This is a genomic window from Spirillospora sp. NPDC052269 (assembly GCF_040679435.1).
Taxonomy (GTDB): domain Bacteria; phylum Actinomycetota; class Actinomycetes; order Streptosporangiales; family Streptosporangiaceae; genus Spirillospora.
Genome location: NZ_JBFAUU010000009.1, coordinates 92,741 through 112,440, shown reverse-complemented (window position 1 = coordinate 112,440; position 19,700 = coordinate 92,741). Strand labels below are relative to the sequence as shown.

The window sequence follows — 19,700 nt, the reverse complement described above, 5'->3', positions numbered from 1 at the left end:
ACCGGAACGGTGGTGTCCAGCGTGACCGAACAGCAGACCGACCAACAGCAGCGGAGTCTGGCGACCGGCGCGGCGCGGAATCTCGCGACGACGACCAAGTCCGTCCCCCAGATGCAGGGAATCTCCTCGCGCTGGTTGCTCAAGCTGCTCCCGTGGGTGCAGTGCGCGGGCGGTGCGTACCGGGTCAACCGGCGGCTGGCCTACACCGTTGGGGACGGCCGGGTCGAGTTCATCCAGACCGGCGCGGACGTCCAGGTGATCCCCCTCGAGCTCGGCGAGCTGCCGGTGCTGCGCGGCTACGAGGACGAGGACGTCCTCGGCGAGCTCGCCGGCCGGTTCGAGCAGCGCGAGTACGAGCCGGGCGACGTGATCGTCACGGCCGGGCGGAACGCCGACACCGTCGTGCTCGTCGTGCACGGCAAGCTCGAGAAGGTCGGCGAGGGCGAGTACGGCGGCGAGGCCGTCCTCGGCACCCTCGCCGACGGCTCCTTCTTCGGCGCGGACGCCCTGGAGGGCGAGGACCGCGAGTGGGCCTTCTCGGTCCGGGCCGTCACCGCCGCGACCGTCCTGTCCCTTCCGGTGGCCCGGTTCCGCGAGCTGATGGACCGCGCGCAGGGCCTGCGCGAGCACGTCGCCTCCTTCCGGGACCGTCCGGAGAAGGCGAGGAGCGCCGACGGCGAGGCCGAGATCGCGCTCGCCGCCGGGCACGAGGGCGAGCCCGTCCTGCCCGGCACGTTCGTCGACTACGAGCCCGAGCCGCGTGAGTACGAGCTGAGCGTCGCGCAGACCGTCCTGCGCGTGCACACCCGCGTCGCCGACCTGTACAGCCAGCCGATGGACCAGGTCGAGCAGCAGTTGCGGCTGACCATCGAGGCGCTGCGCGAGCGGCAGGAGAACGAGCTGGTCAACAACCGCGACTTCGGCCTGCTGCACAACGCCGACCTGCGGCAGCGCGTCCACACCCGGTCCGGCCCGCCCACCCCGGACGACATGGACGAGCTCCTCACCCTGGTGTGGAAGGAGCCCGCGTTCTTCCTCGCCCACCCGCGCACGATCGCCGCGTTCGGCCGCGAGTGCAGCCGGCAGGGCGTCTACCCGGAGCCGGTCGAGGTGGCGGGGCACCACCTCCCGGCGTGGCGCGGCGTGCCGATCTACCCGTGCAACAAGATCCCGATCAGCCGGACCCGGACGAGCTCGGTCATGCTCATGCGGACCGGTGAGGGCGCCCAGGGCGTCGTCGGCCTGCACCGCACCGGCCTCCAGGACGAGGTCCAGCCCGGCCTGTCGGTCCGCTTCATGCAGATCGACGAGCAGGCCATCATGTCCTACCTGGTCAGCGCCTACTACTCCGCCGCCGTGCTGGTGCCGGACGCGCTCGCCGTGCTGGAGAGCGTGGAGATCGGGGTGGCCCAGTGACCACTCCCGCGAACGGGAACGGGAACCACCAGCTGAGCCTGTCGACCAGGGCGGCGCGGAACCTGGCGACGACCACCAAGTCCGCGCCCATGATGCAGGGCATCACGCCGCGCTACCTGCTGCGGCTGCTGCCCTGGGTGGAGGTCGCGGGCGGCACCTACCGGGTGAACCGCCGCCTCGCGCACACCGTCGGGGACGGGATCGTCGAGTTCGTCAACACCGGCGCGGCGATCAGCGTGATCCCCGCCGAACTGGCCGAACTGCCGCAGCTCACGGGCGTCGACCAGACGCTCCTGACCGATGCCGCCGGACGGTTCGTCCAGCGCGAGTACGAGCCGGGCGACGTGATCGTCCAGCCCGGCGGGCCGGTCGACCGGGTGCTGCTCGTCGCGCACGGCAAGGTCGAGAAGATCGGACGGGGCCCGTACGGCGGGGACGTCGTGCTCGACCTGCTCGCCGACGGCCGCTACTTCGGCGACACGGCGCTGCTGCCCGCGCCCGGCGAGTGGGAGCACGCGTACCGCGCGATCACGCCCACGACCCTGCTGGTCCTGCCGAACGAGCAGATCGGCGAGCTGCTCGGCCGCTATCCGGAGCTGCGCGAGCGGCTGGCGACGTTCGCCGACACGCCGCGTCCGGCGACCAACGCCAAGGGCGAGGCCGAGATCGAGCTGGCGTCCGGGCACGTGGGCGAGCCCCTCCTGCCGGGCACGTTCGCCGACTACGAGCCCGCCCCGAGGCAGTACGAGCTGAGCGTCGCGCAGACGCTGCTGCGCGTCCACACCCGGGTGGCCGACCTGTACAGCGACCCGATGGACCAGGTCGAGCAGCAGATGCGGCTGACCGTCGAGGCGCTGCGCGAGCGGGAGGAGGACGAGCTGATCAACAACCGCGACTTCGGCCTGCTGCACAACGCCGACCTGAAGCAGCGGATCCAGACCCGCTCGGGCCCGCCGACGCCCGAGGCGATGGACGACCTGCTGAGCCGCCGCCGCGGGACGAGGTTCTACCTGGCCCATCCCCGCACGATCGCCGCGTTCGGCCGCGAGTGCACCCGCCAGGGCGTCTACTCGGGGTCGGTCGAGCGGTTCGGGCGGCAGGTGATGGCCTGGCGCGGCGTGCCGATCTTCCCCTGCGACAAGATCCGGGTCAGCGACAAGGGCACCAGCTCGGTGCTGGCGATGCGGATCGGCGAGGACGACCAGGGCGTCATCGGCCTGCACCAGACCGGCCTCGCCGACGAGCTGCAGCCCGGCCTGTCGGCCCGGTTCACCGGGATCGACGACCGCGCCGTCCTGTCCTATCTCGTGTCCGCCTACTTCTCCGCCGCCGTCCTGGTCCCGGACGCGCTCGGTGTTCTGGAGAACGTCGAAGTCAACCGGTGACCGCTCGTCCCCCCGTCCCCCTCACCCCCCACCAGGAGGCCACCGTGCCCCGCCGACGCACCGTAGCGACCGTGCCCCCAGCCGCGGCGACACCGAGTCCCGCCGATCTGCCCGCCGCCCGGCGGGCGCGCGGGCCGGCGGCCCGCGCCTCCGGCGGGTCCCCGGCGGGGGAGACGCTCACCTGGGCCCGGGACCTGATCGATCCCGGTCTCCGGGACGCCGTCGGGACCATGCCAGACTCGATGGCCCACATCGCGGCGTACCACTTCGGCTGGGAGGACGCGCAGGGCAGTCCGGCCCGCGCGGACGGGGGGAAGGCGCTGCGGCCCGCGCTCACGCTGCTGTGCGCGGAGGCGGTGGGCGGCGTGGCGCGGGCCGCGCTGCCCGCCGCGATCGCGGTGGAGCTGGTCCACAACTTCTCGCTGCTGCACGACGACGTGATGGACGGCGACCTCACCCGGAGGCACCGTCCGACCGCGTGGAACGTGTTCGGCGCGGGTCCGGCCATCCTGGCCGGGGACGCGCTGCTCGCCCGCGCGCTCGAGCTGCTCGCCGCTCCGGGCGAGGGTGTCGTGGTGTTGTCGAGGGCGGTGCTGGACCTGGTCGAGGGGCAGTCCAGCGACATGTCGTTCGAGCGCCGCTCGGACGTGGACCTGTCCGAATGCGTCCAGATGGCCGACCGGAAGACGGGCGCGCTGATCGGGGCGTCCTGCGGGCTGGGCGCGTTCTACGGCGGCGCGACCGCGGAGCGGGCCGCCCGGCTCACCGCGTTCGGGCACCGGCTCGGGCTGGCCTTCCAGCTCGTGGACGACCTTCTCGGCATCTGGGGGGACCCGGGCACCACCGGCAAGGCCGCGCACTCCGACCTGCGCAGCCGCAAGAAGTCCCTGCCGGTGGTCGCGGCCCTGACGTCCGGCACGGCGGCGGGCCGCGAGCTCGCCGCCCTCTACCACCAGGACCATCCGCTCGGGGACGCCGAACGCGCCCGCGCCGCCGAGCTCGTCGAGGCCGCGGGCGGGCGCGAATGGGCGCGCAACCGCGCGTCCGAACTGCTGGAGGAGGCCATGGCCGAACTCGACGCGGCCGAGCCGGAGAGCGCCGCCGCGGGCCACCTCCGCGACCTCGCCCGCCTGGTCACCACGCGCGATCGCTGAGCCCCTCGCGCCGCCGGCCACCTGACGAGCCCGGCGTCACGGCAAGCCATGCCGTGGCGCCGGGCCTTTCAGCGCCTGGGCCGGGTCAGCTTCTGGGCCAGGTGGAGAGCAGCTGGTGCAGGGCCTCCAGGGCCTTGTCCCAGGACGCCTGGACGTCGCGCGGATGCCCGAACGCGCCGTGCGCCTCCAGGGAGATGAACCCGTGGAAGGTGCTGCGCAGCAGCCGGACGGCGTCGGTCAGGTCGGGGTCGGGCAGGTCGTAGGCGCGCATCATCGCGGCCGTGACCTCCACCCCACGCGAGCCCTTCGCCTTGCCGTCCGCTTGGCCCTCCGCCTGGTCGTTCGCCGCCTTCAGCGCGAGTTTCGCGGCCTCCGGGTCGACGGGGATCTGCATGGCGGCGTAGCGGCCGGGGTGTTCGCGGGCGTAGTCGCGGTAGGCGTTGGCGAAGGCGACCAGGGCGTCGCGTCCGGCGCGTCCGGCGACGGCCTCGGCGATGCGCTCGGCCTGCTCGTCGCCCGCCTTGAGGGCGACGCGCCGGCGCAGGTCGGCCAGGTTCCGGATGTGCGAGTACAGGCTCGCGTCCCGGACGCCGAACGAGCGCGCGAGCGCCGAGACCGTCACGTTCTCGATCCCGTGCTCGTCGGCCATCTCCGCCGCCGCCTGGACGATCTTGTCCACCGTCAGCCCAGCTCGGGCCATGCGTCCCCCACTCCTGGTTCGATCGGACTCGTCAGACGCTGCGGGCGTAGCGGGCGGGCGGGACGCCGACCGTGGCGGTGAAGTCGCGGACCAGGTGGGCCTGGTCGAAGTAGCCCAGGTCGGTGGCCAGCAGGGCCCAGTCGACGGGGTCGCCCGCGTCCGCGCGGGTCGCGGCCTCCTGGAGCCGGGCGCGGCGCATGACCCACTTGGGGGTCACGCCGACGTACTCGGCGAACAGCCGCTGCAGCGTGCGCGTGGAGACGTGCAGGACCTCGGCGGCCTGGTCGACGCGGAACAGGTCCGGGCGCGCGGTGATCCGCTCGACCATCCCGGCGACCTCGGCCGCCGTCGGGTCGGGCTCGGGCAGCCGGCCGAGCAGGAACTCCTCGGCCAGGGAGGCGAGGTCGGCGGTCTCGTGATGCTTCAGGATGTTCCGTCCGACGTCGACGATCCCGGGGCCGAAGACCTCGGCGGCCGGGACGACGCGGTCGGTGAACGCGCTCACGGGGCCGTCCGCGAAGGGCCGGAAGCAGCCGGGATGGAACTTCACCCCGAGCACCTGGCCCTCGCCCTCGAGCCGCCGCACGAACAGGTCGCGGACCACGCCGTAGAGCTTCGGCTCCGGATCCTCGAACACCAGGTGGACGCTCGGGTACGACAGGACCTTGCTGTCGTGCGGCTCGTCCACCCGCCACCGCACGTGCCAGTACAGCTCGACGAACCGGGCGGCCTCGGGGGACGGGGCGTGCCGTCCGGTCTCGACCACCTCCACATGCCGCCCCGGGTACAGGACACCGCGCGCGACGCCCTCGCCCTGCGTCGTGTTCGCTTCGGGCGCCGCGTTCGCATCGGGTGTCGTGCACCTGCCGCGCGCCTCGGATTCGCCGGGCACGCTCGCTTCGGATGTCGCGTTCTCGTCGTGCGCCGTGCTTTCGCCGGGTGCCGCGTTCTCCACGGGGACCAGACTAGCTGGCGCGAATCTCCAAGAACCGGGAGGTCGCGGGCCCGTAGCGTGGTCGTCATGAAGGACCTGCACTCGCACATGAAGGAATGCGCCGCCGAGGCCGCGCGCGTCGCCCGAGGCGTCCCGGCCGGCCACTGGGACGACACGACGACGTGCGCCGACTTCGACCTGCGGACGCTGGTGAACCACTGGGTCCTCTACACCTCGCACGGCCTGGAGCACCGGGCTCGGCGGGAGGCCCTGTCGGACGAGCTGACCGCGCGTGACTTCACCGCCGACCCGGACTGGGCCGTCGCCTACGCCGCCCAGCTCGACCGGGCCGTCGCCGCCTGGGCCGACCCGGAGGTCTGGGAGGGCGACATCGACCTCGGGGAGATGACCGTCCCGGCGAAGGACATCGCGGGCATGGTGATCAAGGAGATGGCCGTGCACGGCTGGGACGTCGCGGCGTCCACGGGTCAGACGCTCGAGATCTCGGACGAGGCCGCCCGGTTCGTCCTCTCGGTGGTGGAGGAGAACGCCGAGCTCTACCGGCAGTACGACGGGTTCGCCGACGAGGTCGAGATCGAGGCGTCCGCGCCGGTGTTCGCGCGGGCCCTGGCGATGTCCGGCCGCGACCCGCACTGGACGCGGTGACCTGACCTGACCTCCCAGCGGCCCGGCGTTCTGCCGGGCCGCTGGTGTTTTCGCTCATATGTTCGATTAGAGTGCTCGATGTGACGACCGAGCACGTGCCCTTCCTGTGCCCGCGCGGGCACCGCCTCGGGCCCGGCCGGGTGATCGTCGGCTGGTCCCCGTGCGGCTGCCCGCCGTGCCTGGAGCGCGGGCGGGGGCTGCGCGGCCACCGCACCTACCTCTGCCTGACCTGCAAGGACGAGCACGTGACCACCATGTGCTACCTGCCGCCCCACCTCCCCGCGCCGGACGCCGCGCACCGCTGGCCCTAGCAACCGCCCGGTGCGCGGACGTCTGATTCGTGTCATCGAGCGCGGGTCATTCGGTGCGCAGGGCCGTGGACGTGCGGGTCCGGGCGGCCCAGCCCGCGGGGAGCAGGGTGCCCGCCACGGCGATCAGGACGCCGCCGAACAGCAGGACGGTCAGCAGCGGCAGGTGGTAGACGTTCATGTCCTCGGCGGGGACGCCGCTCCCGGCGGCGCTGCCCATCAGCGGCACGACGATCGAGTGCAGCGCCATCCCGATCGGGATCCCGGCCGCCCCGAACAGCAGCCCGACCAGCCCGGTCGTCGTGATGATCATGCCGATGACCTGCCGTGGAGCCATCCCGAGCGCCTTGAGGACGCCGAGGTCGTGGACCCGTTCGCGGGTGTCGAGCACCACCGTGTTGAGCACGCCGAGCCCGGCCACGGTGACCAGCAGGACGGTCAGCATCCCGGCGAGCGTGTCCATGGCGATGACCGTGGCGCCGCCTCCCTGCTGGAGGTGCTGCTCGGCGGATCCGCCGATCGCGCGCAGGCTCTGGTTCAGGGTCCTGGCGTACCCGGCCGCGTCGGTGCCTGGCTTCAGGTCGATGGAGAATTCGGTCATGCCGCCGACGGAGCCCAGGTCGAGCGCGGCGACGGACGACGCGTCGGTCAGCACGTCGATGCCGTCGTTGCGCAGCATGAGGATCTCGCCGACGATCCGGACCCGGGCCGTCCTGCCGTTGTTGGTCAGCGTGAGGGTGTCGCCGACCCGGGTCCCCGTGGCCTTCAGCAGCCCGGACGGCGCGACCGCCTCACCCGTGCCGTGGAACCAGCGTCCGGAGACCATCTGATAGGTGGCCCACGACGCGTCCCCGGTGTAGGTGACCAGCTGGGCGCCGCCGGTCACCCCGGCGACGTCGACCCGCGCCTGCGACGTGGAGAAGTACCGACGGGTGCCCTGCTGCGCCGCGATCGTCCTTGAGATCGCGGCCGGGTCGGCGGGCTTCGGCATGTGCGGGGGGCCGGCGTCCGGGGCCTGCGGCCCGGAACCCTGGCCAGGACCTGGGGGAGGAGCTTGGCTGAGGTCGTCGGGGCCGGGGAGCGTGCGGGCGATGACGGCGCCGGACTCTTCCCGGTCCAGGCCGTTCTGGATGCCGTTCAGGGAGAGGGCGAGGCCGGTCCCGAACGCCACCGCCGCCGTGCCGAGCATGAGCGCCAGGCCCATCGCCAACGACCGCGCCGGACGCGCGAACGGCGCCGCGAGTCCGAGGCTCAGCGGACGCGCCAGCGGGAGCCGGCCGAGCAGGCGGCGGACCGTCCGTCCCCGGCCGGGACGCGGCGCGCGCCCGATCGCGATCGCCTCGGCCGCCCGGAGCCGTCCGGCGCGGAGCGCTGGGATCAGGGCCGTGACCGCGACGGCCGCGAGCGCGAGGGCGGGCACCACGACGTCGATCCACGGTGCGACCGTCCGGGACCCGGTCTGGTAGGCGTTGCCCTCCTGGCGCATCGCCGGGATGGCCAGCAGGTTGCCGAACACGACGCCGAGGCCCGTCCCGATCGCGGCCGGGATCAGCGCCTTCCCCACGTAACCGGTCACGACCTGCGATGGCGTGAATCCGAGCGACTTCAGGACGCCGATCCGGTGCGTGGCGGCGGCGACGGCCGCGTTCACCACGACGCCGATCGTCAGCACCGACATCACGAGCGCGAGCACTCCGTACGCCACGACGAACGGCACGAACGTCCCGGTCTCCCGCTGCGCGGCGTGCCGGATCGTCAGGTAGGAGCCCGCGCCGGTGAGTGAGCCGCGCGGCGCTGCGGCGGTCACGGCGGCCCGGTCGGCGGTCATCTCCGCGTTGGTCCCCGCGTGCTGGAACCGATAGAGCATCTGGTACTCGGGGGCGTGCGAGGTCAGCGCGGTGAGCTGCACGGGGGCGACCCACGCGTCGGCGCTGCGGCCGATCGACCGGGCCCGTCCGACGATGGTGAGCGTCGGACGGCCCGGCGACTGCCGGAACGTGACCTTGTGGCCGACCCCGAACGGCGGGCCGTCGGCGTCGATGACGATCTCGCCCTTCGCCGTCGCCCACCGGCCGTCGACGAGGTCGACGTCGTCGACCGGGCCGTTCGGCGCGGGACGTCCGGCGACCGTCAGCGGAGGCCCCTCCGAGTCGACGTTGTCGCCGAAGAACGGGCGCAGGGTCAGCACCGGGAACGGCCCGGCGGCGGCCGTCACCCCGGGCGCGTGCGCGGTCGCGGCGAGCTGGTCCGGCGTGGCGCGGCTCCCGTCGAACCGCGCGGTCAGGTGCGCGCCGTGCTGCCGGGCGAAGGCGTGGTCGAACGGCGCCCGGGACGCCACGACCAGCCCCGCCGCCATCACCGACGCGGTCACCGCCAGCATCGTCGTCAGCGTCAGGACGAGCGTCTGCACCCGTTTGCGCGCCACGCCCGAGCGGACGATCCGGCCGAGCGCGCTCATCGGGTCGCCATCCGGGTGATCCGGCCGTCGGCCAGCTCGATCGTCCGCGTCGCGCACGCCTCGGCGAGCGCGGTGTCGTGCGTGACCAGCAGCATCGTCTGGCCGTCGGCGTTCAGCGCGGTCAGCAGGTCGCGGACGTCGGCGGCGGACGCGGTGTCCAGCGCGCCGGTCGGCTCGTCGGCGAGGAGCAGCGGCGGACGGTTCATCAGCGCGCGGGCGACCGCGACGCGCTGCCGCTCGCCGCCCGACAGCCGGCCGGGGAACGCCTTGGCGTGCTGGAAGACGCCCAGCTTCCCGAGCAGCTCCTCGGCGCGGTCCTGGGCGGCCCGGCGCGACATGCGCGAGAGCTGCGCGGGCAGCAGCACGTTGTCGAGGACGGTCAGGTCGTCCAGGAGGTTGAAGAACTGGAACACCATCCCGACCCGGGCCCGGCGGTACTTGGCGAGCGCGGTCTCGGACAGGTCGTCCACGCGCGTCCCGGCGACCGTGACCGTGCCCTCGGTCGGCCGGTCCAGGCCCGCGACCAGGTTGAGCAGCGTCGACTTCCCGCTGCCGGAGGCTCCGAGCACGGCCAGCGCCTCGCCCTCCGCCACGCTCAGGTTCAGGTCGGCGAGGGCGGGCCTGCCGTCGTCGTAGGACTTGGTCACCGCGCGGATGTCGATCACGGCGTCTCCTCATCGTCTGGGGTTGCCCAGACGGTAGGAAGCGCGGCCCGGGCGGCGCGTCGGCCGCGCTGATGGGATCGGGTCGGCCGCGCGGGCGATTTCCGATCCGGGTCATCCTCGCGATGTACGCCGCGCGGCGGTCCGCTCGGTGCCCGGGGAGGATGTGCCCGTTTCGGATCGCTTGTCATAGTGAGCCGGTGAGCAGAACCGTCCTCGCGGACCGCCGGGCCGCCCTCTGGAACGCGCTCTGGCGCGTGACGCCCGACCCGCCGTCGCGCACGTCCCGCTGGGCCGTCGTGGCGGACGTGGTGCTGGCCGTCCTGCTGGCCGTGGGCACGCTGAGCGTCGTCGTGGACGCGTCCTACGATGCCTCGCACCCGTTGGACTACGACCAACCGGACCTGCCGGATCAGCCGGATCAGCCGGACGCGCCCGACTCGCCGGACGTGCTGGCCGCACCGGCCGCGCCACCCGCGCCACCCGCACCGGACTTCGGGCCGCGCGTGCACCTGCCGCACAGGCACCTGCTGGACCCCGGGCACAGCATGCTCCACGGGGCCTCACTCTGGTGGCATTACGCGCTGGCCCTCCTGATCGCCCTGCCCATCGCGGCCCGGCGCCGGTACCCGCTCGGTGTGCTGTGGGTCGTGTCCATCGCCGCGTTCGCGTTCCACAGGGGCGTCTACCTGAACGCGACCTACACGTTGGCGGCCCTGGTCGTCGCCGCCTACAGCGCCGTCGTCTACAGCCCGCACCAGCGGCTCGCGATCGTCACCGCCGCCCTGGACGGCCTGCTGCTCGTGCTCTTCCACCACTCGTTCATGCCGCAGATGAACCCGGCCCTGTACGCGTTCCTGCTCCTGATCCCGGTCGGCCTGGCCGCGAACGCCATCCACACCTGGCAGCAGCGCGTCCGGGAGCTGGAGACGAGGCAGGAGGAGGCGACCCGGCACGCCGTCGCACGGGAACGATCGCGCATCGCGCAGGAACTGCACGACGTCGTGACCCACAATGTGAGCGTGATGGTGGTTCAGGCGGGCGCGGCCCGCATGGTCTTGAGGGACGAACCGGACCGGGCCGAGTCGGCGATGCGCGCCGTCGAGTCCGGCGGACGCGCCGCGATGACCGAGCTCCGGCACGTCATGAACCTGCTGACCATGGACGGCGAGCCCGAGGAGGCCGACCTCGCGCCGCGTCCCGGCCTCGTCCAGGTCCCGGCGCTGGCCGAACGCGTCCGCGCCACCGGGGTCAAGGTCGACCTGGCCGTCAGCGGCACCCCGTCCGACCTGCCCGAAGGCATGGACCTGGCCGCGTACCGGGTCGTCCAGGAGGCGCTCACCAACACCGTCAAGCACGCCGCCGGAGCCCGCGTCGGCATCGTCATCTCCCATGGCCCGGACGAACTGACCATCGAGGTCACCAACACCGCCGGCGGCGCCACGTCCCACTCGGGGAACGGACGCGGCCTGCTCGGCCTGCGCGAACGCCTGGCCGTCTTCGGCGGCACGCTGGAGCACGGGTCCACGCTGACCGGCGGCTACCGCGTCCGCGCCACCTTCCCGGCGGCCCGGTGACCGCGCCCCGCGTGGTGATCGCCGACGACCAGGCGCTCGTCCGCACCGGCTTCGGCATGATCCTCACCGCCGCCGGCATCGACGTGGTCGCCGAGGTCGAGGACGGGGCGCGCGCCGTCGAGGCCGTCCGCGCGCTGCACCCGGACGTCGTCCTGATGGACATCCAGATGCCCGCGCTGGACGGCCTGACCGCCACCCGCCGCATCCTGTCCGACGACGCGCCGCCGCGCGTGATCATGCTGACGACCTTCGACCTCGACCGCTACGTCTACGCCGCGCTCGCCGCGGGGGCCAGCGGCTTCCTCCTCAAGGACGTCTCGCCCGAGCACCTCGCCGCCGCCGTCCGGCTCGTCCGGACGGGGGACGCCCTTCTCGCGCCGTCCATCACCCGCCGCCTGGTCGAACGCTTCGCCACCCGCTCCGACGCCACCACCCTGCACCGCGACCTGACCCCGCTGACCACCCGCGAGCTCGAGGTGCTCCGCCTCCTGGCCCGCGGCCGCACCAACGCCGAACTCGCCACCCACCTGCACCTCAGCGAGGCCACCGTGAAGACCCACGTCGCGCGCATCCTGTCCAAACTCGACCTCCGCGACCGGGCCCAGGCGATCATCGTCGCCTACGAGACCGGCCTCATCACCCCGGGCCAGGACTGATGACCGAGTTCTCCCGCATCAAGGTCCGCGTCGGCGCCCTGGTCTTCTGCGCGGACGAGGTCGCCCTCATCCGCCGCGGCCGAGCGGGCTCCGACCTGCACTCCGTCCTCGGCGGCAACGTCGAGACCGCCGAGGACCTCCTGGCCGCGCTCCGCCGCGAACTCGCCGAGGAACTGGCCCTCGACCTGGACGACGCGTCCCCGCCGCAGCTCCTCTGGACCGTCGACCAGATGGTCACCCGGCCGGGTCCGACGCCGTCCCCGCGCAAGCTCCACCTCGTCTACCGGCTGCACGTCACCGAGGACGTCCGCCGCACCCTCGCCACCGAGGAGGTCGACGAGACCCCCACGGGCCACGACGTCGGACGGATCGTCTGGCTGCCCTACCGCGAGACCGCCGCCCTCTCGCTCTACCCGCCGATCGCCGCCCGGCTGGCCGCGCTCCCGTCCCCGAACGCCCCCATATCGGACGCGTCGGCCCCGGCCTTCAATGACGTCAACTACTCGTGGCTGTGAAGACCGCGTCGATCGTGCGGCGGCACATGGCGGCGAAGGACGGGTTGGTCTCGCGGTAGTACGGAAGCCCGAGCAGCGCCATGGAGAGGGCCCAGCCGCGTCCGCGCAGCCAGGACGCGTCGTCCACGTCCAGCGCCTCGCGGAAGGCGGCGCGCGCGTCCGCCGAGAGGACGGCCCAGGCGGGCATCAGGTCGCAGGACGGATCGCCCAGCCCGGCCGTCCCGAAGTCGAGGACGGCGTTGAGCCGCCCGCCGTCGCCGACCAGCAGGTTGTCGGGGAGGAGGTCGGAGTGCGCCCACGTCGGCGGGCCGTCCCAGGCGGGGGCGTTGAGCGACTCGTCCCAGAGGGCCGTCGCGCGCCCGGTGTCGAGGTCGGCGTCGAGCTGTGTGATGGCCTCGCGGGTCGCGGCGTCCACGTTCGCCAAGGACCCGCCCCGATAGGACGTCGGTCCGTCGGGGTAGGGGACGCGGCGGACGGCCTTGATGAACTCGGCCAGGTCGAGCGCCAGCGTCGTATCCGCGGCGGGAGCGGGATGCATCCCGTCCAGCCATTGGTGCACCGACCAGGGCCAGGGGAATCCGGCGCCGGGCGTCCCGCACGCGAGCAGCTCCGGAATGGGCACGGGAAGGCGCGGCGCGAGCCGAGGCAACCACTCCTGCTCCTTGAGCAGGCCCTTCACGCCGCTCTCGACGCGCGGTAGCCGGACGTACATGGTGTCGCCCAGCTGGAAAAGGGCGTTCACCGTCCCGGACGATCTGACGCGCCGGACCGGCAGCCCCGCCCAGGCGGGAAACTGCTCGCGCAGCAGGCTGTGGACGAGTTCTTCGGTGATGGTCGCCTCGTCGGCGTGCATAGGAGTCATCCCCGGCATCAGTACCCGCCCGATGCGGCCCCGGCAACCGGATTTACGATCACTGGATGCGGATTGACCTGGTGACACTGGTGGTCGACGAGTACGACCCGGCGATCGAGTTCTTCGTGGGAGTGCTCGGGTTCGAGTTGGCGGAGGACTCTCCCGCGCTCACGAACGACGGCCGGCCGAAGCGGTGGGTGGTGGTCCGCCCGGCGGGCGGAGGCACGGGGTTGCTGCTCGCGCGGGCGGACGGGGAGCGGCAGGAGGCGGCCGTCGGAGACCAGGCCGCGGGACGGGTCGGCTTCTTCCTGAACGTGGACGACTTCGACGCGACGCACGAGCGGATGGTCGCGGCCGGAGTCCGGTTCGTCACCGAGCCCCGGGACGAGCCGTACGGACGGGTCGCGGTGTTCCTGGACATCGCCGGGAACCGCTGGGACCTGCTCGAGATGGCGGACGGGTCGTAGGCCCCGTCCGCCCTCGACGTCAGTTGGCGCGGAGGAGGAGCTTGCCGATGGTGCCGCGTCCCGCGAGGTCGCGGTGGGCCTGGGCGGCGTCCTCGAGCGGGTACTCGGCGTGGACGCGGACGTTCAGGCGGCCCTGGGACGCCCAGTCCTGGACGTCGCCGTAGCGGGAGCGGAGCTCGGCCGGGTCGGCGACGAAGTCCTTGAGGGTCGGACGGGTGAACTTGATCGAGCCCGCCGCGCTCAGGCGCATCGGGTCGACCGGCGGGACGGCCCCGCTGGCCCCGCCGAACAGGACGAACGTGCCGCGGCGGCGCAGGGCCGCGAGGGAGCGGTCGAAGGTGCTCCTCCCGACCCCGTCGTAGACGGCGTGGACGCCGAGGCCGCCGGTCAGGTCGCGGACGCGGGCGTCGAAGCCGTCGTAGCCGACCAGGACGTGGTCCGCGCCCGCCTCGCGGGAGATCTTCGCCTTCTCGTCGGTCGACACCGTGGTGATGACGGTCGCGCCGAGAATCTTCGCGATCTGCGTCAGCGCGAGCCCGGTGCCGCCCGCGCCCGCGTGGACCAGGACGGTCTCCCCGGCGGCGATGGGGTGCGACTCGGTCGCCAGGTAGTGCGCGGTCAGGCCCTGGAGGGGGAGCGCCGCGGCCTGCGCGTCGTCCACGCCGTCCGCGACGGGCAGCAGGCGCGCGGCCTGGGCGACGGCGTGCCGCGCGTACGAGCCGGACACGCTCTCCCACGCGACGCGGTCGCCGGCCTTGACCGCGGTGACGCCGTCGCCGACCGCGACGACGCGTCCGGAGCCCTCGCTGCCCGGCACGAAGGGCAGGTCCATCTTGTAGCGGCCCTCGCGCTGGTAGATGTCGAGGAAGTTGACCCCGGCGTAGGCGATCTCGACGAGCGCCTCACCCGCTCCGACCTCGGACGGCACGTCCACCTGCTCAGGCCGCATCACCTCGGGTCCGCCCTGCTCGCGGATCACGATCGCCGTCGACTGCATATGTGGCTCCCTTTGCGTCGGTGTACCCCTCACCGGCCAACCCGCGGAGGCTGTCGATCATTCCGATCGGGAAAGTCGGCGTGCCACGATCTCACGGGTGTCCGCCGGGAGCGCGTCCCCGGCGTCCGGGAGCCGGGGGAGCAGCTCGGGCTCGAGGGTGAGGGCGCGGAAGGCCAGCGCGATGCTCACCTCGTGGGACGGGCGGTCCTCGACGGTGATCTCGTCGCCCTGGGCGATGTCGCCGGGCTCGAGGACGCGGAAGTACGCGCCGGGCAGGGCGCGGGCGGTGAAGGTCTTGATCCAGCCGGGCACGTCCATCCAGCCCGCGAACGTCCGGCACGGGATGCGCGGCGCGGACACCTCCAGCAGGAGGTCGCGGCCGACGCGCCAGCGCTCGCCGATGAGCGCGGCGTTGACGTCCACGCCGGACGTGGTGAGGTTCTCGCCGAACGAGCCGCCGGGGATGTCGCGGCCGAGGTCGGCGGCCCAGGCGTCCAGGTCCTCGCGCGCGTACGCGTAGACGGCCTGATCATCGCCGCCGTGGTGGCGCAGGTCGTGGACGCGGTCGCCCGCGAGCCCGACGGCGCCGGTGCCGCGCGGTCCGGGGGCCTCGACACGGACGGGCCCGTCGACCGGACGCTTGTCGATGCCGGTCCCGTCGTAGTTCTGCCAGGGGTTGTCGCGCGAATGGGCGATGTTCAGGGAGAGCAGATACGCCATGGTCTGAGAGTAAGGGGCATCACGGGGTGGGTATATCTGACGCGTGTGGTGGATTGCCGGACTCAGCCCGCGACGGCGCTGGTACGTCGGCGGGATGACGGCGCTCATCACGATGATCATGCTGGTCGTGGCCGGACGGCTCGCCCTCGCCCGCGCCGGGCGGCACGCGGGCCCCGCCGCCGACCAGTCCGCGCCCGGCCCGGTCGTCCTCGTCCCCGGCTACGGCGGCGGGACGGACGGGCTGGCCGCCCTCGCGATGCGGTTCGAACGCGTCGGCCGCCGCACCGTGATCGTCGCCCCTCCCGGCGACGGCACCGGTGACCTGCGAAAACAGGCGAACGCCCTGGACAGGCGGGTGAACGCGCTGCTGCGCGGCGGCGCGCCCTCGGTGGACGTCGTCGGCTACTCGGCGGGCGGCGTCGTCACGCGGCTGTGGGCGCGCGACCACGACGGCGCGCACAAGGCCCGGCGGATCGTCACGCTCGGCTCCCCGCACCAGGGCGCGGACGTCTCGGCGGCGGGCGCGGCCCTGTCGCCCGGGGCCTGCCCGACGGCGTGCCGGCAGCTCGTCCCGAGCAGCTCCCTACTGCGCGGCCTCGGCCACCGCGTCGGCGACAGCCCCGAGTGGATGTCGGTATGGACGACCCGCGACCAGGTCGTCACGCCGCCCGAGTCCGCCCGGCTGGACGGCGCGATCAACGTCGTCCTCCAGGAGATCTGCCCGGACGCCGCCACCTCCCACGAGGACCTGCCGTCCGACCCGCTCGTGGGCGGCATCGTCCTGCGAGCCCTCGGCGGCGACCCGATGGCGATCCCGGCGCCGTCCGACTGCGCCTCGCTCCGGCGGGTCAGCTGGTGACGTCGCGGGTGGCGAAGTTGGCCCAGGCGGCGGCGAGGAACACCGCGACGTAGACGGCCTGGAGCGCGAGGCCGCGCTGGATGTCGTGCCAGAGGACCGGGGCGCGGAAGAAGTCGATCCAGGCGAGCCAGTAGCGCGTCGGCAGGTACGGGTGGACGGCCGCCGCCGCGTCCAGCGAGACGAGGATCTGGCTGGTCACGAGCGCGGCGAGCGCGCCCAGCGCCGCGCCGAGCGCGGAGTCGGTCACCGTGGACAGGAACAGCGCGATCGCGCCGACGCCGAGCATCGACACACCGACGTAGAGCATCGCGCAGGCCAGGCGCAGCAGCACCTGCGGCGTGGTCAGGCCCGTCCCGGACATCGAGGTCACCAGGCTCGCGCCGGTCACCGCCGAGGCCGGCTTCGCGCCGAACACGGCGACGCCGATCGCGTACGAGCTGAGCGTCACCGCGACCACCGCGATCATCACGAACCCGACGAGCGCGGCGAGCTTGGCGACCAGCAGGCGCGTCCGGCCGACCGGACGGAGCAGCAGGTAGCGCAGCATCCCCGAGCCCGCCTCGCCCGCGACCGAGTCCCCGCCGACCACCGCGACCGACACCGGCAGGAACAGCGGCAGCACCATCGCGAGCGCCGCCGCCGGGTACAGCGTCCCGTTCGTCAGGACGGCCGACAGGAACGCCGGCCCCTGCCCGGCGGGCGGCGCGACCTTCGTGACCCCGAGGAACGCCGCGACGAGCCCCGGAAGCCCGCACAGCAGCAGGAGTGACACCCACGTCCGGGGGCGCCGCAGCATCTTCACCAGCTCGGTCCGGATCACACCCGCTCCTCACCGGGCCGCTCGACGTCCGCGCTGGGGCGGTCGAAGCGGTCGGCGCTCGTGCCGGTCAGGGACAGGACGACCTCCTCCAGCGTGCGCCGCTGCGGCCGGATCTCGGTGATCCGCAGGCCGTCCGCGACCAGGCGCGCGTTCAGCTCGGCGGCGTCGGCGGCCTTGACCAGCAGCCGGTCGCCGTCGCGGTGCTCGACCCGGCCGTCCAGCAGGGCGACGACGCGCGCCGCGTCCGGGGTGCGGACCTCGACGCGCCCGGTCAGAGCGCGCACATCGGACATGTCCCGTTGTAGGACGAGTCGTCCCCGGTCCATGACGCCGACGCGCGTGCACAGCTCCTCGACCTCGCCGAGCAGGTGGCTGCACAGCAGGATCGTCGTGCCGTCGGCGTTCAGCGCGTGCAGCAGGTCGCGGACCTCGCGGATGCCGCGCGGGTCCAGGCCGTTGGTCGGTTCGTCCAGGATCAGCAGCTCAGGCTCGTGCAGCAGCGCGGCGGCCAGGCCGAGCCGCTGACGCATGCCGAGCGAGTACGCCTTGACCGGACGGTCGTCCACGCCGCCGAGCCCGACCCGTTCGAGGGCCTCGCCGACGCGGCGGCGGCGCGTCCGGCGGGACCCGCGCCCCGGCCCGGACGCGTCGAGCAGCGCCAGGTTCGCGCGTCCGGACAGGTGCCCGTACGCGCCCGGCCCCTCCACCATCGCGCCGACCCGCGGCAGCACCTCGCCGGTGCGGCGCGGGATCGGCCGGCCCATCACCTCGATATCCCCGGAGGTCGCGAACACCAGCCCGAGCAGCATCCTGACCAGCGTCGTCTTGCCCGACCCGTTCGGCCCGAGCAGCCCGTACCGGTCGCCTTCGCCGACCGCGAGGTCCACGTCCCGGACGGCCACGACACGTCCGTACCGCTTGGTCAGCCCGTGCGTGGCGATCACGGCGTGAGCTCCGCGGCCGCGGTCTTCAGGATCTCCGGCCGGACGGCTCCGACCAGCAGGAACGTCGTTCCCGCGTCCGCGTGGAACAGCATCGCGTTCAGCAGTGGCGTCGTCAGCATCAGGAACTCGCCGCCGCGTCCCGCCGGCGGCCGCAGCGGTGTGGTGTTCGCACCCGCCTCCTGTGCCGCGTCGACCAGCCGCTGCCCGTACCGGGGCGGTAGCGGCGCGACCGCGAGCGAGGCGAACCCGCCCGAGTAGCCGCGGATGCTCGCGACCGACGCCGTCCCGGGCATCGCCTCGCGTCCGGCGAGCCGGTCCGGCAGCCGCAGGTTCGTGAACGTGACCAGCCGGGACAGCAGATCGGGCGCGTCGACCGTGACGCGCTTGAGCCCGCGCGCCGGACGCGGCGCCACGTCCGAAGCCGCCGGACGCTTCGCCGCGAACTCCAGGAACCGCGTGGTCAGCGCGGGACGCGGCGCCCCGCGTGACACCACGTCCACCTGCAGCGGAACACCCGAGGACGGATCGCTCCACACGTCCACCGCACCGATCGTCGTGTCCTTGTCGGCCGTGGTGATGCGGAAACCGTCGGCGGACCGTCCGGCGACGCGACGCGGTTGCAGCGCGGTCACCTTGTCCTGCGCGCGCACGAGCTTGAGTAAACGACGAGCCAGCGAGGGCGGCGTCAGATCGGTCGCATTGGGCAGCCGCACCACGGGACGTCCGGCGATGCGGGTGAGCTGGTTCAGCTCGTAATCCCAGATGTCGAGGCCGTCGCCGTGGGTGAGGTAGTCGCGCTCACCCGTCGTGGACAGTTCGGCCACCCGCCAGCGACGCGTCCCGTCGTACCAGGAGCGCATGCGGGACGTCCCGTGCAGCGCGCCTGCCGCGTCGTCCAACCCGGGAAGGTTCGGAAGGCCGAGTGACCCGGTGACCTCTATGAGCCCCTCGTGCGCGCGCGTCCCGGAGGCGAGCGCCCGCCGCATCTGTTCCGCCGGATTCCGTCCGGACGACGACGCCGGATAGGCGGCGAGCGCGACCGGCGTGCCGCAGAGCGCGGCCACGAACGCCACCACCACGGCCCAGCGACGCCGGGCGTCGCGACGCACCACGCTCACCTCAGCGAGCGTACGCGGCACATCCCGCTTTGCGTCAGTACGTCCCCAGCGCCACTCGCGCCGCCGGGGTCAGAAGTTGATGATCCCGCTGTTGGACTCGATCTGGATGACCTTCTGCGCCTGCCCGTAGAAGTTGTTCGAGGACGTCTGCCTCGGCTGGGCGTGCACGGCGGCGCGCAGTTCCTCCAGCTCGCGCCAGAACTCCTGGTTCGCCTCCATCGCCTGCCTGATCAGCGCCTCCAGCGCCTCGGCCTCCCGCCGCACCTCGGGGTCGGCGTCGACGGCCCGCCGGATGACGCCCTCCAAGACGCGCGCCTTCTCCGGCCCGTCCGGCGCCTGCTCGGCCTTCGCGAGCTCCTCGTCGTCCTTGAACCGGCCCCGGATCAGCGCGTAGAGCTGCTTGGTCCCGTTCCGGACGGGCTCACCCGCCAGCTCGACGGCCTTCCCCGTCGCGGCGGTCAGAACGGCGATCGTGATCGGATCCATCAGGA

21 protein-coding genes are annotated in these 19,700 nt (G+C 73.3%); 10 read left to right on the top strand and 11 right to left on the bottom strand.

Annotated features, from left to right (window positions below):
* Positions 1-21 precede the first annotated feature (21 nt).
* The 3 genes from AB0L06_RS20555 (at position 22) to AB0L06_RS20545 (ending at position 3,955) form a co-directional block, all read left to right on the top strand.
* Positions 22-1,416: a family 2B encapsulin nanocompartment shell protein gene (locus AB0L06_RS20555; protein WP_500232635.1), complete on the top strand. Its 1,395-nt coding sequence runs from the start codon at positions 22-24 to the stop codon at positions 1,414-1,416.
* A complete protein-coding gene (locus AB0L06_RS20550; protein WP_500232634.1) occupies positions 1,413-2,801 on the top strand; it encodes a family 2B encapsulin nanocompartment shell protein in 1,389 nt (462 codons plus the stop codon). Before AB0L06_RS20555 ends, AB0L06_RS20550 begins: the two co-directional genes overlap by 4 nt.
* Positions 2,802-2,872: 71 nt before the next feature.
* Positions 2,873-3,955, top strand: coding sequence for a family 2 encapsulin nanocompartment cargo protein polyprenyl transferase (locus AB0L06_RS20545; protein ID WP_500232633.1), 1,083 nt, complete (start codon positions 2,873-2,875; stop codon positions 3,953-3,955).
* An 85-nt stretch (positions 3,956-4,040) separates the two neighbouring features.
* On the opposite strand, the gene AB0L06_RS20540 is transcribed toward AB0L06_RS20545, so the two are convergent.
* Both AB0L06_RS20540 and AB0L06_RS20535 read right to left on the bottom strand, forming a co-directional pair.
* On the bottom strand, positions 4,041-4,655 hold the full coding sequence (locus AB0L06_RS20540; RefSeq protein ID WP_500232632.1) for a TetR/AcrR family transcriptional regulator: 615 nt from the start codon (positions 4,653-4,655) through the stop codon (positions 4,041-4,043).
* Positions 4,656-4,686: 31 nt separating this feature from the next.
* Positions 4,687-5,610 (bottom strand): DUF6597 domain-containing transcriptional factor, encoded by a 924-nt coding sequence (locus AB0L06_RS20535; protein ID WP_500232631.1) that lies wholly within the window; start codon positions 5,608-5,610, stop codon positions 4,687-4,689.
* Positions 5,611-5,676: 66 nt separating this feature from the next.
* On the opposite strand from AB0L06_RS20535, the gene AB0L06_RS20530 reads away from it, so the two are divergent.
* On the top strand, positions 5,677-6,255 hold the full coding sequence (locus tag AB0L06_RS20530; protein WP_500232630.1) for a TIGR03086 family metal-binding protein: 579 nt from the start codon (positions 5,677-5,679) through the stop codon (positions 6,253-6,255).
* An 80-nt stretch (positions 6,256-6,335) separates the two neighbouring features.
* Positions 6,336-6,566 carry a hypothetical protein gene (locus AB0L06_RS20525; RefSeq protein ID WP_157430105.1) on the top strand — a complete coding sequence of 77 codons (231 nt, stop codon included), beginning with the start codon at positions 6,336-6,338 and terminating at the stop codon, positions 6,564-6,566.
* 46 nt (positions 6,567-6,612) lie between these two features.
* Here the strand turns inward: AB0L06_RS20525 and AB0L06_RS20520 are convergent, their stop codons facing one another.
* Together AB0L06_RS20520 and AB0L06_RS20515 are read right to left on the bottom strand one after the other, a co-directional pair.
* On the bottom strand, positions 6,613-9,021 hold the full coding sequence (locus AB0L06_RS20520; protein ID WP_500232629.1) for an ABC transporter permease: 2,409 nt from the start codon (positions 9,019-9,021) through the stop codon (positions 6,613-6,615).
* Positions 9,018-9,686 (bottom strand): ABC transporter ATP-binding protein, encoded by a 669-nt coding sequence (locus AB0L06_RS20515; RefSeq protein ID WP_500232628.1) that lies wholly within the window; start codon positions 9,684-9,686, stop codon positions 9,018-9,020. Before AB0L06_RS20515 ends, AB0L06_RS20520 begins: the two co-directional genes overlap by 4 nt.
* 197 nt (positions 9,687-9,883) lie before the next feature.
* Between AB0L06_RS20515 and AB0L06_RS20510 the strand changes: the two genes are divergently transcribed.
* Genes AB0L06_RS20510 through AB0L06_RS20500 form a run of 3 tightly spaced genes read left to right on the top strand, consistent with a single transcriptional unit; the run spans position 9,884 to position 12,431 of the window.
* Positions 9,884-11,260 carry a sensor histidine kinase gene (locus AB0L06_RS20510; RefSeq protein ID WP_500232627.1) on the top strand — a complete coding sequence of 459 codons (1,377 nt, stop codon included), beginning with the start codon at positions 9,884-9,886 and terminating at the stop codon, positions 11,258-11,260.
* Positions 11,257-11,916 (top strand): response regulator transcription factor, encoded by a 660-nt coding sequence (locus tag AB0L06_RS20505; protein WP_500232626.1) that lies wholly within the window; start codon positions 11,257-11,259, stop codon positions 11,914-11,916. Before AB0L06_RS20510 ends, AB0L06_RS20505 begins: the two co-directional genes overlap by 4 nt.
* Positions 11,916-12,431, top strand: a complete 516-nt coding sequence (locus AB0L06_RS20500; protein ID WP_500232625.1) for an NUDIX hydrolase — start codon at positions 11,916-11,918, stop codon at positions 12,429-12,431. Before AB0L06_RS20505 ends, AB0L06_RS20500 begins: the two co-directional genes overlap by 1 nt.
* On the opposite strand, the gene AB0L06_RS20495 is transcribed toward AB0L06_RS20500, so the two are convergent.
* Complete coding sequence (locus AB0L06_RS20495) at positions 12,412-13,284, bottom strand: aminoglycoside phosphotransferase family protein (protein WP_500232624.1); 873 nt, start codon at positions 13,282-13,284, stop codon at positions 12,412-12,414. The two genes, AB0L06_RS20500 and AB0L06_RS20495, sit on opposite strands and share 20 nt — an antisense overlap.
* A gap of 65 nt (positions 13,285-13,349) precedes the next feature.
* Between AB0L06_RS20495 and AB0L06_RS20490 the strand changes: the two genes are divergently transcribed.
* On the top strand, positions 13,350-13,751 hold the full coding sequence (locus tag AB0L06_RS20490; RefSeq protein ID WP_500232623.1) for a VOC family protein: 402 nt from the start codon (positions 13,350-13,352) through the stop codon (positions 13,749-13,751).
* A 19-nt stretch (positions 13,752-13,770) separates the two neighbouring features.
* Here the strand turns inward: AB0L06_RS20490 and AB0L06_RS20485 are convergent, their stop codons facing one another.
* Positions 13,771-14,748, bottom strand: a complete 978-nt coding sequence (locus AB0L06_RS20485; protein WP_500232622.1) for a quinone oxidoreductase family protein — start codon at positions 14,746-14,748, stop codon at positions 13,771-13,773.
* A gap of 57 nt (positions 14,749-14,805) precedes the next feature.
* Positions 14,806-15,468: an MOSC domain-containing protein gene (locus tag AB0L06_RS20480; protein ID WP_500232621.1), complete on the bottom strand. Its 663-nt coding sequence runs from the start codon at positions 15,466-15,468 to the stop codon at positions 14,806-14,808.
* Between the two features lie 94 nt (positions 15,469-15,562).
* On the opposite strand from AB0L06_RS20480, the gene AB0L06_RS20475 reads away from it, so the two are divergent.
* Entirely contained in the window at positions 15,563-16,327 is a 765-nt protein-coding gene (locus AB0L06_RS20475) for an esterase/lipase family protein (RefSeq protein WP_500232620.1), read from the top strand.
* Here the strand turns inward: AB0L06_RS20475 and AB0L06_RS20470 are convergent.
* The 4 genes from AB0L06_RS20470 to AB0L06_RS20455 form a co-directional block, all read right to left on the bottom strand.
* Complete coding sequence (locus AB0L06_RS20470; protein ID WP_500232619.1) at positions 16,317-17,147, bottom strand: ABC transporter permease; 831 nt, start codon at positions 17,145-17,147, stop codon at positions 16,317-16,319. The genes AB0L06_RS20475 and AB0L06_RS20470 overlap by 11 nt on opposite strands.
* On the bottom strand, positions 17,144-18,091 hold the full coding sequence (locus AB0L06_RS20465; protein WP_500232618.1) for an ABC transporter ATP-binding protein: 948 nt from the start codon (positions 18,089-18,091) through the stop codon (positions 17,144-17,146). The genes AB0L06_RS20470 and AB0L06_RS20465 overlap by 4 nt, the downstream gene beginning before the upstream one ends.
* On the bottom strand, positions 18,088-19,209 hold the full coding sequence (locus AB0L06_RS20460) for a LolA-like protein (protein ID WP_500232617.1): 1,122 nt from the start codon (positions 19,207-19,209) through the stop codon (positions 18,088-18,090). The genes AB0L06_RS20465 and AB0L06_RS20460 overlap by 4 nt, the downstream gene beginning before the upstream one ends.
* A gap of 69 nt (positions 19,210-19,278) precedes the next feature.
* Positions 19,279-19,695 carry a Het-E N-terminal domain-containing protein gene (locus AB0L06_RS20455; RefSeq protein ID WP_500232616.1) on the bottom strand — a complete coding sequence of 139 codons (417 nt, stop codon included), beginning with the start codon at positions 19,693-19,695 and terminating at the stop codon, positions 19,279-19,281.
* Positions 19,696-19,700 lie beyond the last annotated feature (5 nt).

Coding starts and splice junctions, on each gene's coding strand:
- AB0L06_RS20540 (WP_500232632.1), bottom strand. CDS start 4,655: ATGGCCCGAGCTGGGCTGACGGTGGACAAGATCGTCCAGGCGGCGGCG.
- AB0L06_RS20530 (WP_500232630.1), top strand. CDS start 5,677: ATGAAGGACCTGCACTCGCACATGAAGGAATGCGCCGCCGAGGCCGCG.
- AB0L06_RS20520 (WP_500232629.1), bottom strand. CDS start 9,021: ATGAGCGCGCTCGGCCGGATCGTCCGCTCGGGCGTGGCGCGCAAACGG.
- AB0L06_RS20500 (WP_500232625.1), top strand. CDS start 11,916: ATGACCGAGTTCTCCCGCATCAAGGTCCGCGTCGGCGCCCTGGTCTTC.
- AB0L06_RS20495 (WP_500232624.1), bottom strand. CDS start 13,284: ATGCACGCCGACGAGGCGACCATCACCGAAGAACTCGTCCACAGCCTG.
- AB0L06_RS20490 (WP_500232623.1), top strand. CDS start 13,350: ATGCGGATTGACCTGGTGACACTGGTGGTCGACGAGTACGACCCGGCG.
- AB0L06_RS20485 (WP_500232622.1), bottom strand. CDS start 14,748: ATGCAGTCGACGGCGATCGTGATCCGCGAGCAGGGCGGACCCGAGGTG.
- AB0L06_RS20480 (WP_500232621.1), bottom strand. CDS start 15,468: ATGGCGTATCTGCTCTCCCTGAACATCGCCCATTCGCGCGACAACCCC.
- AB0L06_RS20475 (WP_500232620.1), top strand. CDS start 15,563: ATGACGGCGCTCATCACGATGATCATGCTGGTCGTGGCCGGACGGCTC.
- AB0L06_RS20455 (WP_500232616.1), bottom strand. CDS start 19,695: ATGGATCCGATCACGATCGCCGTTCTGACCGCCGCGACGGGGAAGGCC.